Annotated in this window: 11 protein-coding genes; 10 read left to right on the forward strand and 1 reads right to left on the reverse strand. The window is 70.2% G+C overall.

Annotation, left to right across the window (positions count from 1 at the left end):
* The first annotated feature begins 94 nt into the window (after window positions 1-94).
* The 5 genes from ABCR83_RS06095 to ABCR83_RS06115 all read left to right on the forward strand — a co-directional run bounded on the left by ABCR83_RS06095 (window position 95) and on the right by ABCR83_RS06115 (window position 6,810).
* Window positions 95-1,489, forward strand: a complete 1,395-nt coding sequence (locus ABCR83_RS06095) for a class II fumarate hydratase (protein WP_462693758.1) — start codon at window positions 95-97, stop codon at window positions 1,487-1,489.
* 88 nt (window positions 1,490-1,577) lie between these two features.
* Window positions 1,578-2,261, forward strand: a complete 684-nt coding sequence (fomD, locus tag ABCR83_RS06100; RefSeq protein ID WP_462693759.1) for a cytidylyl-2-hydroxypropylphosphonate hydrolase — start codon at window positions 1,578-1,580, stop codon at window positions 2,259-2,261.
* A gap of 133 nt (window positions 2,262-2,394) precedes the next feature.
* On the forward strand, window positions 2,395-3,072 hold the full coding sequence (locus ABCR83_RS06105) for a class I SAM-dependent DNA methyltransferase (RefSeq protein ID WP_462693760.1): 678 nt from the start codon (window positions 2,395-2,397) through the stop codon (window positions 3,070-3,072).
* 56 nt (window positions 3,073-3,128) lie between these two features.
* Window positions 3,129-5,192 carry a SpoIIE family protein phosphatase gene (locus ABCR83_RS06110; protein WP_462693761.1) on the forward strand — a complete coding sequence of 688 codons (2,064 nt, stop codon included), beginning with the start codon at window positions 3,129-3,131 and terminating at the stop codon, window positions 5,190-5,192.
* Between the two features lie 154 nt (window positions 5,193-5,346).
* Complete coding sequence (locus ABCR83_RS06115) at window positions 5,347-6,810, forward strand: catalase (protein WP_462693762.1); 1,464 nt, start codon at window positions 5,347-5,349, stop codon at window positions 6,808-6,810.
* A gap of 70 nt (window positions 6,811-6,880) precedes the next feature.
* On the opposite strand, the gene ABCR83_RS06120 is transcribed toward ABCR83_RS06115, so the two are convergent.
* Window positions 6,881-9,178, reverse strand: a complete 2,298-nt coding sequence (locus ABCR83_RS06120) for a transglycosylase domain-containing protein (RefSeq protein ID WP_462693763.1) — start codon at window positions 9,176-9,178, stop codon at window positions 6,881-6,883.
* Between the two features lie 208 nt (window positions 9,179-9,386).
* Here ABCR83_RS06120 and ABCR83_RS06125 point away from each other — a divergent pair, with 208 nt between their 5' ends.
* The 5 genes from ABCR83_RS06125 to ABCR83_RS06145 all read left to right on the forward strand — a co-directional run bounded on the left by ABCR83_RS06125 (window position 9,387) and on the right by ABCR83_RS06145 (window position 14,215).
* Window positions 9,387-10,328: an SPFH domain-containing protein gene (locus ABCR83_RS06125; protein WP_462693764.1), complete on the forward strand. Its 942-nt coding sequence runs from the start codon at window positions 9,387-9,389 to the stop codon at window positions 10,326-10,328.
* A complete protein-coding gene (locus ABCR83_RS06130; protein ID WP_462693765.1) occupies window positions 10,325-10,570 on the forward strand; it encodes a type II toxin-antitoxin system antitoxin in 246 nt (81 codons plus the stop codon). Before ABCR83_RS06125 ends, ABCR83_RS06130 begins: the two co-directional genes overlap by 4 nt.
* 77 nt (window positions 10,571-10,647) lie before the next feature.
* Window positions 10,648-11,172 (forward strand): PadR family transcriptional regulator, encoded by a 525-nt coding sequence (locus ABCR83_RS06135; RefSeq protein ID WP_462693766.1) that lies wholly within the window; start codon window positions 10,648-10,650, stop codon window positions 11,170-11,172.
* Window positions 11,169-11,855 carry an ABC transporter ATP-binding protein gene (locus ABCR83_RS06140; RefSeq protein ID WP_462693767.1) on the forward strand — a complete coding sequence of 229 codons (687 nt, stop codon included), beginning with the start codon at window positions 11,169-11,171 and terminating at the stop codon, window positions 11,853-11,855. The genes ABCR83_RS06135 and ABCR83_RS06140 overlap by 4 nt, the downstream gene beginning before the upstream one ends.
* A complete protein-coding gene (locus ABCR83_RS06145; RefSeq protein WP_462693768.1) occupies window positions 11,852-14,215 on the forward strand; it encodes an ABC transporter permease in 2,364 nt (787 codons plus the stop codon). Before ABCR83_RS06140 ends, ABCR83_RS06145 begins: the two co-directional genes overlap by 4 nt.
* Window positions 14,216-14,248: the final 33 nt, after the last annotated feature.

Consider the following 14,248-nt stretch of genomic DNA (forward strand, 5'->3'; position numbering starts at 1 on the left):
TCCAGTTGTTACCTGCGGTATTTACTGGCTGGTAGTGGCTTTGGGGAACACGTGGAACGAGACAAACGCTGTGCCTGTCAGGAGGTAAGTGACGATGACCGACAGCGAGCAGTACCGAATCGAGCACGATTCCATGGGTGAGGTGCGCGTCCCCGCGCATGCCAAGTGGCGGGCCCAGACCCAGCGTGCGGTGGAGAACTTCCCGGTCAGCGGGCAGCGCCTGGAACGGGCGCACATCGCGGCACTGGCCCGGATCAAGGCGGCCGCCGCCAAGGTCAACGCCGAGCTGGGGGTGCTCGACAAGGACCTGGCGCAGGCCGTCGCGGACGCGGCCGCCGAGGTCGCCGAGGGGCGCTGGGACGAGCACTTCCCCATAGACGTCTTCCAGACCGGCTCCGGCACCTCCTCCAACATGAACACCAACGAGGTCATCGCCACCCTCGCCACCGAGCGCCTCGGCCGGGAGGTGCATCCCAACGACCATGTCAACGCCAGCCAGTCGTCCAACGACGTCTTCCCGTCCTCGATCCACATCGCGGCCACGGCGGCCGTCACCGGCGAGCTCATCCCGGCGCTCGACCACCTCGCCGAGGCGCTGGAGCGCAAGGCCGGGGAGTTCGCCGGGGTCGTCAAGGCGGGCCGTACGCATCTGATGGACGCCACCCCGGTCACCCTCGGCCAGGAGTTCGGCGGCTATGCGGCCCAGGTCCGCTATGGCGTGGAGCGGCTGCGCGCCGCGCTGCCCCGGCTGGCCGAACTCCCGCTCGGCGGCACGGCCGTGGGCACCGGCATCAACACCCCGCCCGGCTTCTCCGGTGCCGTGATCGCCGAGGTCGCCCGGGTGACGGGGCTGCCGCTGACCGAGGCCCGCAACCACTTCGAGGCCCAGGGCGCCCGGGACGGCCTGGTGGAGGCGAGCGGCCAGTTGCGCACCATCGCCGTCGGCCTCACCAAGATTGCCAACGATCTGCGCTGGATGTCCTCCGGCCCGCGCACCGGCCTCGCCGAGATCAACCTGCCCGATCTGCAGCCGGGTTCCTCGATCATGCCCGGCAAGGTCAATCCGGTCGTTCCGGAGGCCGTTCTGATGGTGGCCGCCCAGGTCATCGGCAATGACGCAACCGTGGCCACGGCGGGTGCCGCGGGCAACTTTGAACTCAATGTGATGCTGCCGGTGATGGCGAAAAACCTGCTGGAGTCCGTGCGGCTGCTGGCCAACGCGTCCCGGCTGCTGGCCGACCGCACCGTCGACGGCATCACCGCCAACGCCGAACGGGCCCGGGAGTACGCGGAGTCGTCGCCGTCGGTGGTCACCCCGCTCAACCGCTACCTCGGGTACGAGGAGGCCGCGAAGGTGGCCAAGAAGTCACTGGCCGAACGGAAGACGATCCGTCAGGTCGTGCTGGAGGGCGGCTATCTGGAACGCGGCCTGCTGACCCTGGACCAGCTCGACGAGGCACTTGACGTGCTGCGGATGACCCGCCCTTAACGGACTCCCGCCCCGGGCGAAGGGTACGGGGGCGGTGCTGCGGCATAGGTCACGGCACCCGTCCCCCACCCCGCCCTAAGATCACCCCATGGCAGCCCCCTGGAACCCCGGAGACCACATCCTCTGGCGCTACCGCGCCAACGCGGACGACCACTTCCACATCTGCCGCCCCATGACCGTCGTCCAGGACACCCCGGAACTGCTCGCCGCCTGGCTGGCACCCGGCACCGCCTGCGTCCGTCCCGTCCTCACCGACGGCACCCCCCTGCACCGCGAGCCGCTGGCCACCCGCTATACCAAGCCGCGCAGCACGGCCGTCGGCCCCTGGTACGGCACCGGGGTGCTCAAGCTCGCCCGGCCCGGCGACCCCTGGTCGGTCTGGCTCTTCTGGGACCTCGACCGGACCTTCCGGAACTGGTACGTGAACCTCGAGGAACCGCTCACCCGCTGGGCCGGCGGCGTCGACTCCGAGGACCTCTTCCTGGACATCGAGGTTCGCCCGGACCGCAGTTGGGAGTGGCAGGACGAGGACGAGTTCGCCCAGGCCCAACGGGTGGGCCTGGTCACCCCCGCACAGGCCGCGGAAACCAGGGCCGCCGGGCAGGCGGCGGCCCGGTGGATCGCGGCCTGGGAAGCACCCTTCACCTCGGGCTGGGAGCGGTGGCGGCCGGACCCGGCCTGGCCGGTACCGGCGCTCCCCGATGACTGGGACCGCGCCCCGTCCCATCTCACGGCGGGAAGAGCTTGCCGTCTCCCCACCGGGCAACCGTAGGATCGTCCTCCGCGACACCGCGCGGCCCATGCCGCGCAGCCACTACCGCACAGCCATACCAACAGCACGGCACCATCGGAGCACGGCATGTGACGCCTGGTCACATGAGGACAGTCGCAGAAAGGGCGGAGCCGTGAGCGGTGACCACCAGCGGGAGTACGACGGCTACGCCAGAGCCGGGCTGGACCGCAGCGGCCAGGCCGAGGCATTCGACGCGATAGGCAACCGTTATGACGAGGCGTTCCCGCACAAGGAGGGCCAACTCGCCGCCGGAGCCTGGCTCGCCGAGTCGCTGCCGCCCGGCTCCCGGATCCTGGACGCCGGGTGCGGCACCGGACTGCCCACCGCCCGACAGCTCATCGAGGCCGGCCACCAGGTCGTCGGCATCGACCTCTCCCCCGGCATGCTCGAACTCGCCCGCGGCAATGTGCCGGACGCCGCCTTCCACTTGACCGATCTGGCCGACCTGCGCGACCGGCGGCTGGGCACCTTCGACGGCATCGCCGCCTTCTTCTCCCTGCTGATGCTGCCCCGTCCGGAGATCCCCCACGCGCTGCGGATGCTGCGCGGACTGCTGAGACCAAAAGGGCTGTTGGCCCTGTCCATGGTCGAAGCGGACGTGGACGACTACGCCATCCCGTTCCTCGGCAACACGATCCGGGTATCCGGATACCTGCGGGACGAACTGCGCCAGGTCGTACACGAAGCGGGTTTCGAGGTCGTCGGCGAGCACTCGCTGTCGTACGCACCTGCGAGCACGGACGTACCACCCGAGATCCAGCTCTTCCTCAACCTGCGACGCACCGCCTGAATCACGGTGCGCCCTGTGCGACCGGGCCGAAGGCCCCGACGGATGGAATCCCACGCGTGACGGAGCATCCCAACTCCCCCGGAGGACGGCGGAACGCCGCGGTCCGGCAGGCCGCCGCCCAGGCGCCGGACGCCCCCGTGCAGGGCCGCGGCGCCACCGGGGGCGGCGCGCCGCCCCCGCCCCGGCAGCCGGGCGCCCCCGAGGCCGGCGGCGAAGCCGCGCGGCCGAGAGCCGAGGCGGGTGCCGCGCACCCGGACCCCGGCGCCCCCGAACACGCCCCGGCGGACGGCACCCCCGCCGCGAGCGGCCATCCCCGCCCGGGTACCGGCGGGGACGGATCCGGCGGGGACGGCCCGGCCGAAGGCAGGGGAACCGCCGCCGGGGCCACCGGCGGCGAACGGCTGCGCTTCGTGGGCGCCGCCACCCGGCGGATCGCCCGCGGCATCGACCTGGACGAGATCGTGCTGGGGCTGTGCCGGGCCACCGTGCCGACCTTCGCCGACGCGATCCTGGTCTATCTGCGCGACCCGCTGCCGGTCGGCGACGAGCGGCCGGTCGGCCCGGTGGTACTGCGGCTGCGCCGCACCGACCGGCTGCCCGAGTACGCCCGCGGCCTGGAGACCGCGGGCTTCCCCGGGCCGGTGCTGGGCGCCGAGGCCCAGGAGGACGCCGCCCGCGAACTCGAGATCGCGGACGCGGCGGCCGAGCGCTGCGAGGTGCGGATAGGCGGGCCGCTCGCGGAGGTGCTGCGGGGTGTCCGCCCGGTCTTCGGGGACTCCCCAGCCGCGCGGGCGGCGCTCCCGGAGCTGCTCGGCGAGGGCCGCCGGGTACCGGACCGGCACCGTACGGTCCTGGCGCCGCTGCGCGGCCGCCGGCGGGTGACCGGTGCCGCGGTCTTCATACGCCGGCCGGACCGCTCCCCGTTCGAGAACGACGACCTGCTGGTGGCCGCGCAGCTGGCCACGCACACCGCGCTGGGGGTGGACAAGGCGGTCCTCTACGGCCGTGAGGTCTACATCGCGGACGAGCTCCAGCGCACCATGCTCCCCGACTCCCTCCCCCAGCCGACCGGGGTGCGGCTGGCCAGCCGCTACCTCCCGGCCGCCGAGACCGCCCGGGTGGGCGGCGACTGGTACGACGCGATCCCGCTGCCCGGCAACCGGATAGCCCTGGTGGTCGGCGATGTGATGGGCCACTCCATGACCTCCGCCGCGATCATGGGCCAGCTGCGGACCACCGCACAGACCCTGGCCGGTCTGGACCTGCCCCCGGCGGAAGTGCTGCACCACCTCGACGAGCAGGCCCAGCGGCTGGGTTCGGACCGCATGGCGACCTGCCTCTACGCGGTCTACGACCCGGTCTCGCACCGCATGGTGATGGCCAACGCGGGCCATCCACCGCCGATCATGCTGCACCGGGGCGGCCGCGCCGAGGTGCTGCGGGTGCCGCCGGGGGCCCCGATCGGCGTGGGCGGAGTGGACTTCGAGGCCGTGGAGCTGGACGCGCCCGCCGGGGCGACCCTGCTGCTGTACACGGACGGCCTGGTGGAATCCCGGATACGGGACGTGTGGACCGGCATAGAGCAGCTGCGCGAACGGCTGACCGACACGGCCAGGCTCACCGGCCCCAACCCACCGCCGCTGGAGCCGCTGTGCGACGAGGTGCTGGGCATGCTCGGCCCCGGCGACCGGGACGACGACATCGCCCTGCTGGCGGCCCGCTTCGAGGGGATAGCGCCGAGCGATGTGGCGTACTGGTTCCTCGACCCGCGCCCCCAGACCGCCCGCCAGGCCCGCCGGCTGGCCCGCCGGGCACTGGCCCGCTGGGATCTGGAGGAGCTGACCGACGGGGTGGAGCTACTGGTCAGCGAGGTGATAACAAACGCGGTGCGCTATGCGGAGCGCCCCATCACCCTGCGGCTGCTGCGGACGGACGTGCTGCGCTGCGAGGTCGGCGACGACGTTCCGCAGCTGCCCCGGCTGCGGCAGGCCCGGCCCTCGGACGAGGGCGGGCGGGGGCTGTATCTGGTGAACAAGCTGGCCCGCCGGTGGGGCGCGACCCGGCTGAGCACCGGAAAGGTGGTGTGGTTCGAGCTGGGGCTGCCCATACGCTCTCACTGAGAGTGATGATCTGCCCCGGTTCGCCCATACGAGGTGAAAATCTGGACAGCGTCCAAGGCCCTGTTGCCGACGCGCTGTCGGCGGAGTTGACTTGCCGGTGCGGAGGGCCGCACCGACGGCGCCCTCACCATCACCCGTTGCGGGAGGCGTCCCAATGACCGACTCGGCGCAGAGCACCGGCTACACCACCAACAACGCGGGCATCCCCGTGGAGAGCGACGAGCATTCGCTCACCATCGGCGACTCCGGCCCCATCCTGCTCCAGGACCACTATCTGATCGAGAAGATGGCCCAGTTCAACCGGGAACGGGTCCCCGAGCGGGTGGTCCACGCCAAGGGCAGCGGCGCCTATGGCACCTTCCGGGTGACCAACGACGTCAGCCAGTTCACCAAGGCGGCCCTCTTCCAGCCCGGGAAGAGCACCGAGATGCTGGCCCGCTTCTCCACCGTGGCGGGCGAGCAGGGATCGCCGGACACCTGGCGCGACCCACGCGGCTTCGCCCTCAAGTTCTATACCGAACACGGCAATTACGACCTCGTCGGCAACAACACCCCGATCTTCTTCGTGCGGGACCCGCAGAAGTTCCAGGACTTCATCCGCTCGCAGAAGCGCCGCCCGGACAACGGCCTGCGCGACAACGACATGCAGTGGGACTTCTGGACGCTCTCCCCCGAGACCGCGCACATGGTCACCTGGCTGATGGGCGACCGGGGCATCCCCAAGACCTGGCGCCATATGAACGGCTATGGCTCGCACACCTATATGTGGGTCAACGGCGCGGGCACCAAGTTCTGGATCAAGTACCACATCAAGACCGACCAGGGCATCGACTTCCTCACCCAGGAGGAGGCCGACCGCCTCGCGGGCGAGGACGGCGACCACCACCGCCGCGACCTGTACGACTCCATCAACGGCGGCAACGCCCCGACCTGGACCATGTATGTCCAGGTCATGCCCTTCGAGGACGCGGCGGACTACCGCTTCAACCCCTTCGACCTCACCAAGGTGTGGCCGCACGGCGACTACCCGCTGATCGAGGTCGGCCGGATGACGCTGGACCGCAACCCGGAGGACTTCTTCGTCCACATCGAGCAGGCCGCGTTCGAGCCCTCCAACCTGGTGCCGGGCATCGGCCCGTCCCCCGACAAGATGCTGCTGGGCAGGCTCTTCTCCTACCCGGACACCCACCGGTACCGCATCGGCCCCAACTACACCCAGCTGCCGCCCAACCGGCCGCACTCGACCCTCAAGTCCTATGCCAAGGACGGCCCGATGCGGTACGAGCCGGCCAACACGGCCCGGCCGTACGCGCCCAACTCCTATGGCGGCCCGGCCGCCGACACCGTGCGCTTTGGCGAGATCGCGGGCTGGCAGGCCTCCGGCGAGATGGTCCGCGAGGCGTACAAGCTGCACCGCGAGGACGACGACTGGGGCCAGGCGGGCACGATGGTGCGCAACGTCCTGGACGACGCCGCGCGCGACCGGCTCGTCTCCAATGTCTCCGGCCACCTGCTGAACGGCGTCAGCAGGCCGGTACTGGACCGCGCGCTGCAGTACTGGCGCAACATCGACAAGGCGGTAGGCGACCGGATCGCCACCCGCGTCAACGGCGGCTGAGGGCACCGCGATTGGCGAACGGCTGCCGTCCTCCCCGTGCGGGGAGGACGGCAGCCGTTCATTGCGCTGCCTACGGGGTGGCCCCACCGGTGAGGCGGGTGCCGGGATCGGGCCCGTCGGTGTTGTTCGGGTCCGGGATCGGAGGAGTCGACGGTTCGTTCGTCGGAGGACGCTTGGTCGGCGGCGGGCTGTGCGACGGCCGCGTGGGCGGCGTGGACGGCTCAGTCGGGCGCGTCGGGGGCGGCGTGGACGGCGGCGTCGACGGGCTACGCGAGGGTGGCGGGGAGTGCGACGGCTCGGTGCTGGGCGAGGCCGACGGCGGGGCCGAGGGGACGGCGTTCGATCCCGCCTCGTCCTTGGTCTGCAGGTCGAACTTGGGCGTGGAGTCGTCGCCGAGGGCGGCCTTGGTGTAGGCGTTCCAGATCTTGGCCGGGGGGCCACCACCGTTGACGCGCTTGGTCGGGTCATCGGAGCCGAGGCCATAGAGCTTGACGTGCTTGCCGCCGGTGCCCTCCTCACCGAACAGGGCGACCGTGGTGACCAGGTCGGGGGTGTAGCCCGCGAACCAGGCGGCCATGTCGTAGTCGGCGGTACCCGTCTTGGCCGCCACCTCATACCGGTCGTTGCGCACCTCTTGGCCCGTGCCCTCGTCGCCTTCGACCACACCCTTCATCAGGGCGGTGGTGCCGTCGGCGCTGTTGCGGCTGACGACCTCGTCACCGATCGCGCTGGGCAAGTCGATCTTCTCGGTCCCCCGGCTCACGGACTCGAGGATGCTCGGGACGACCTGCTTGCCGTGGTTGTCCAGCGTGGCGTAGGCACTGGCCATCTCCAGCGGACTGGCACCCATGGAACCGAGCGCCAGGGCGGGGGTGGCGGTGAAGCCGCGCTTCTCGTCATCGACCATGCCCATGGAGAGGGCGGTCTTCTTGACGTCCTTCAGGCCGACGTCCACGGCCATCTGCGCGAAGACCGAGTTGACCGAGTTGTTCATCGCCCGCTGGACGGGGATCGGGCCGTAGTTGTGGTGATCCTCGTTCTCGGGGGCGTACCCGTCACCATTGGGCCCCACCACCGGCCGCTGGTTGGTGCCGTCGTAGATCGTGTTGGCGTTGATCGGCTCGTCTTTCTGGGTCTTCGACCCATTCTCCAGCGCGGAGGTGTAGATGAGCGGCTTGAAGGTGGAACCCGGCTGGTAGTCCGAGCGCGTGGCGTTGTTGGTCCAGTGCTTGTCGAGCCTCTCGCCGCCGTACAGCGCCACGATCTTGCCGTTCTTCGGGTTCACCGAGACGGCGCCGGTCTGGACGCTTCTGTCGACCTTGCGGGTCTTGGGGCTGAGCTGATCGGTCAGCTGCTCCTTGACCGCCTTCTCCAGCGCCGCCTGCTTCTTGGGGTCGATACTCAGGGTGATGGTGTAACCACCGTCGGCGAGGCGCTTGTTCTGCTTCTTGAGCGCCTGGCTGGCCTGATCCTCGGCCAGCGCCTTCAGATACCCGTACTGGCCCGTGAGCCCCGCACCGGCCTTGGGCGTGATGACGTCCTTCAACGGGAACTGCATGTTCTTGCGCTCGCCGGGCTTGATCCAGTCCATCTCGACCATCTTGTCGAGGACATAGTTCCAGCGCGCGATGGCATTCTTCCTGCCCGTATCAGTGCCCATGACCACGTCGTACTGGCTGGGGGCCTGCAACAGCGCGGCGAGGTAGGCGGATTCCTCGGTGGTGAGCTTGTCGAGGTCCTTGTTGAAGTACGCGCGGGAGGCGGCCTGGATGCCATAGGCGTGGCGCCCGAAGTAGCTGGTGTTCAGATAGCCCGCGAGGATGTCTTCCTTGGAGTAGTTCTTCTGGAGCTTGAGCGAGATGATCAGCTCCGTGGCCTTGCGGGTGATGGTCTGCCGCTGGTCCAGGTAGTAGTTCTTGACGTACTGCTGGGTGATCGTCGAGCCACCCTGCTTGCCGCGGCCCATCACCGTGTTGAGGAGGCCACGGGTGGTGCCCATGACGTCGACACCGGGGTCGGACCAGAAGTCCTTGTTCTCGGCGGCGACTACGGCGTTCTGAACCTTCTTGGGGATCTTCTCGATGGGGACGATCTCGCGGTTCACCCCGTCGCGCGCGATGACCTTGCCGCCGGGCAGCTGGTAGGTGTTGCCCTGCGCAACGGCTGCGGCGTTCGGGTTCTTCGGGATGTCCACATACAGATACAGCGCTACAAAGGCGCCGACCCCGAGGGCTATGACGCCAAAGAAGTAGGCGAGCAGCTTCTTCCAGGTGAAGAAGCGGCGTATGCCTGTCTTCTTGGGCTTCCTGCCTCTTGCGCTGCGGCCGCGGCCCTTCTTTTGCGCCCGTCGTGCTTCCGCTCGGCCCATCTCTCCCGTAGCTCCAGTTCCGTCTCCGCCCCCGAATCAGCTCACGAAGCTAACACCGCAACTGCCACGAAAAGCCCATCGATCAAGGCTTTGGCGTACGTGACATACAGCACCCCGGGGGACGGGCCCGGGTACGGCGCGATGCGGAAACCGTACAGGGCCGATAAACTGCTATCACTTTGATAGGCGCTTTCAAGGGGGATCCACCATGCCCGACACACGCTCCGACCAGGCGTCGGACACCACCGCACCGCGCCCGCGGATCCGGGAGATTCCGGCCCGGGACATCGGCGGCGGCCTCGCCCTGCTGCTCGGGCTGATCGGGCTGCTGCTCGGCGCGGGCGTCGTCGCCCTGGGTGCCAAGCTGGGCTCCGACGGGAACTCCGGTGTGGCCGCCGCGTTGATCGCCTGCGGCGTCCTGCTCGCCCTGTCCGCGTTTATCGCGATGTGCGGGCTGAACACCATCGCCCCCGGCGAGGCCCGCGTCGTCCAGCTCTTCGGCCGCTACCGGGGCACCATCCGCACCGAGGGCCTGCGCTGGGTCAACCCGTTCACCAGCCGCCGGAAGCTCTCCACCCGGGTGCGCAACCACGAGACGGCCGTGCTGAAGGTGAACGACGCCTATGGCAACCCGATCGAGCTGGCCGCGGTGGTGGTCTGGCAGGTCGAGGACACCGCGCAGGCACTGTTCGAGGTGGACGACTTCCAGGAGTTCGTCGCCACCCAGACCGAGGCAGCGGTACGTCACATCGCCATCGAGTACCCCTATGACGCCCACGACGAGGATGCCCTGTCGCTGCGCGGGAACGCCGAGGAGATCACCGAGAAGCTCGCCGTCGAGCTGCACGCCCGGGTCGAGGCAGCCGGAGTGCGCATCGTCGAATCGCGCTTCACACACCTCGCCTACGCCCCCGAGATCGCCGCGGCCATGCTCCAGCGGCAGCAGGCCGGCGCGGTCGTCGCGGCCCGCCGGCTGATCGTCGAAGGCGCGGTCGGCATGGTCGAGCAGGCCCTGGCCCGGATCAGCGAGCAGGACATCGTGACCCTGGACGAGGAGCGCAAGGCGGCCATGGTCGGCAATCTGATGGTGGTGCTGTGCGGGGACCGGGCCGCACAGCCGGTCCTCAACACCGGCACGCTGTACCAGTGACCGACGAACCGCCCGCCACCGGACGGCCGCGGCAGCGCAAGCAGGTGCTGCTGCGGCTCGATCCGCTCGTCCATGACGCCCTGGCGCGCTGGGCGGGGGACGAGCTGCGCAGCACCAACGCCCAGATCGAGTTCCTGCTGCGCAAGGCCCTCGCCGAGGCCGGGCGGCTGCCCAGGGACGCCGGCGCCATGCGCAGGCCCGGCCGGCCACCGAAGCCCGAGGGGCCCGAGGGGCCAGACTGACTGGTTCCAGCCGCTTCCAGCCAACTATGCACTACATCTATACATGACGCGTATACACGTGGTGTACAGTGTTCGGCATGTCAATCGGACACACGCTGCTCGGACTTCTGGAGTCCGGCCCGCGCCATGGCTACGACCTCAAGCGGGCCTTCGACGAACGCTTCGGCCACGACCGCCCGCTGCACTACGGACAGGTCTACTCGACCATGTCGAGACTCCTGAAGCACGGCCTGGTCGAGGTCGACGGCATCGAGCAGGGCGGCGGCCCGGACCGCAAGCGCTACGCCATCACCGACGCCGGGATCACCGATGTCGAGCACTGGCTCACCCAGCCGGAGAAGCCCGAGCCGTACCTCCAGTCCACCCTCTACACCAAGGTCGTCCTCGCCCTGCTCACCGGGCGGGACGCCAACGGCCTGCTGGACGCCCAGCGCTCCGAGCACCTGCGGCTGATGCGCGAGCTCACCCAGCGCAAGCGCACCGGCGACCTCGCCGACCAGCTGATCTGCGATCACGCCCTCTTCCACCTGGAAGCCGATCTGCGCTGGCTGGAATTGACCGCTGCCCGGCTGGGACAGCTGGCGAAGGAGGTGGGCGCATGACACCCAACGGCTCCCTGCTGACCGCGGACGGTCTGCGCAAGTCCTACGGCCCGACGCCCGCGCTGGACGGCGCCGACTTCTCCATCCGCCCCGGCGAGGTGGTCGCCGTCATGGGCCCGTCCGGCTCCGGCAAGTCGACCCTGCTGCACTGCCTGGCCGGCATCGTGCGCCCGGACGCGGGCACGGTGACCTACGACGGCCGCCGCCTCTCGGACATGCCGGACGCCCAGCGCAGCGCCCTGCGCCGCGGCGAGTTCGGCTTTGTCTTCCAATTCGGGCAGCTCGTACCGGAGTTGACCTGTGCCGAGAACACCGCCCTGCCGCTGCGGCTGGCCGGCCGGGGCCGCAAGGACGCCGAGGCCCAGGCGCGTACCTGGCTGGAGCGGCTGGAGGTCGACGACATCCGGGCCAAGCGGCCCGGCGAGATATCCGGCGGCCAGGGGCAGCGGGTCGCGGTCGCCCGCGCCCTGGTCACCGCACCGCGGGTGATCTTCGCCGACGAGCCGACCGGCGCCCTGGACTCCCTCAACGGCGAGCGCGTGATGCAACTGCTCACCGAGGCCGCGCGGGACACCCAGGCGGCCGTGGTCCTGGTCACCCATGAGGCACGGGTCGCCGCCTACTCCGACCGCGAGGTCGTGGTACGGGACGGCAAGGCCCGCGACATGGCAGGCACCCGGTGACCGAGCCCAAGCCGCCCACCGGCCCGGCCGGCCGGCTCCGCGACCTGGCCATGGGCGCCAGGTTCGCGGTCATCGGCGGCCGCGAGGGCTGGCTGCGCACCGCGCTCACCGCGGCCGGCGTCGGGCTGGGGGTGGCACTGCTGATGATCGCGGCCTCGGTGCCGCAGATGCTGAGCGAGCGCGACCACCGCGAGAGCGCCCGGTCGGTGGAGAGCCCGTGGGGATCGCCAAACGGGCCCAAGAACATCCCGCGCGGCAGCGGCACCCTCCTCTACGACCGAGCCGACACCGACTACCGCGAACAGTCCATCGCCGGCACCCTGCTGCGGCCCGAGGGACCGAAGGCACCGGTACCGCCCGGGCTGAAGTCCCTGCCCGGCCAGGGCGAGATGGCAGTGTCCCCCGCCCTCGACCGGCTGTTGAGCTCCACCGACGGAAAGCTGCTCCGCGAGCGGCTCAACTACCGCACCGTGGGCACCATCGAGAACTCGGGGCTCATCGGCCCCAATGAGCTCTTCTACTACGCGGGCAGCGACCGGATCTCCATCGAGACCGGAGCCCGCCGCATCGACCACTTCGGCTTCGCGAAACCGGACATCCCGCTGAACCCGGTGCTTATCGTGCTGCTCGTCATGGTGTGCGTCGTCCTGCTCATCCCGGTCGGTGCCTTTATCGCCACCGCCGTCCGCTTCGGCGGCGAGCGACGCGACCGCCGGCTCGCCGCGCTGCGGCTGATCGGCGCGGACAGCAATACGGTCCGGCGGATCGCGGCCGGTGAGGCGCTGTGCGGGGCGGTACTGGGACTGGCCGTGGGCGCCCTGGTCTTCCTGCTCGTCCGGCAGCTCGCCGACACCATCACCATCCGCGACACCAGCGTCTTTCCCTCCGACATCGTGCCCAGCCCCTGGCTCACCGTACTGATCGTGCTGGCCGTACCCGCCTGCGCCATCCTCGTCACCCAGGCCGCGCTGCGCGGCATCGCCATCGAGCCGCTGGGCGTGGTGCGCAGCGCCGTCCCCCGGCGCCGCCGGCTGTGGTGGCGGCTGCTGATCCCGGCGGCGGGACTCGCCCTGCTGATCCCGCTGTTCGGCCGCGCGGCCGGGGACTCCAACACCGGCGCACCCAACACCTTCCAGGTCGGCGCCGGTGCGGTGTTGTTGCTGATCGGGGTCACGGCCGTACTGCCCTGGCTGGTCGAGGCCGTCGTCGCCCGCTTCCGGGGCGGCCCGGTGCCCCTGCAACTCGCCGTCCGCCGCCTCCAGTTGAGCAGCGGCCCGGCGGCCCGCGCGGTCAGCGGCATCACCGTCGCCGTGGCCGGGGCAATCGCCATGCAGATGATGCTCACCGGGGTCGAGGGCGACTTCGAGGGGTCGCCGGCGCAACCCGTGAGCCGTTCACAGCTGAGGGGCTCGCAGAGCGGTGGCCCGCCCTCGGAAGTCCACCGCTATGTCAGCGGACTCCGCTCCACACCGGGCGTCGAGGCCGTGACCGGCTATGTGACACAAAGCGCCGGAAGGGACGGCAACGCCGAGCAGTACTCCAAGCTCATCGTCGGCGACTGCGCCACCCTGCGCGAACTGGCCAGCCTGGACTCATGCCGGGAGGGCGACACATTCCTCGCCCGCTCGCCGGACACAAACCCACGACTGATGCCCGCGCCAGGCACCAAGCTGAAGATGGACAGCTTCGTCCCCAACGGCCGGCCGCGACCCGCCGCCTACTTCTGGACCGTCCCCCCATCGGCGCGCACCGCCCACACCCGACCCGACCCGGTCGGGGAGCACCGCCCGGGAGTGCTGGTCACCCCGTCCGCCATCGACGTCGCCAGGATGCCAACCCCCAGCACCGAGCTGGCCGTCAAGTTCGCACCCAACAGCCCGGACGCTCCCGAACGCGTCCGCAACACCATCGCCCGTGTCAACCCGGCCATGCACGTCTATCGCCTGGTCGGGGTGCAGAAGGACGGCAACTACGCCGCCATCGAAAGGGGCCTGCTCATCGGCGCCGTGGGCACCCTCACCCTGATCGGCGCAAGCCTGCTCGTCACCACCCTTGAGCAACTGCGCGAGCGCAAGCGCCTGTTGTCCGTCCTGGTCGCCTTCGGCACCCGCCGCCGCGCCCTCGCCTGGTCGGTGCTCTGGCAGACGGCCATCCCGATGGCGCTCGGCATGGCCGTCGCGGTCGCGGGCGGTCTCACACTCGGCTGGTCCATGCTCCGGCTGGGCAATAAGGACGTCCGGGACTGGTGGGCCTTCCTGCCGATGATCGGCACGGGTACGGCCGTCATCGCCCTGGTCACCCTGATCAGCCTGCCGCCGCTGGTACGGATGATGCGGCCGGACGGGCTGCGCACGGAGTGAGCCCACTCACGGGTGAACATGCCCGCATGGGAC

The organism is Streptomyces xingningensis, assembly GCF_054957865.1.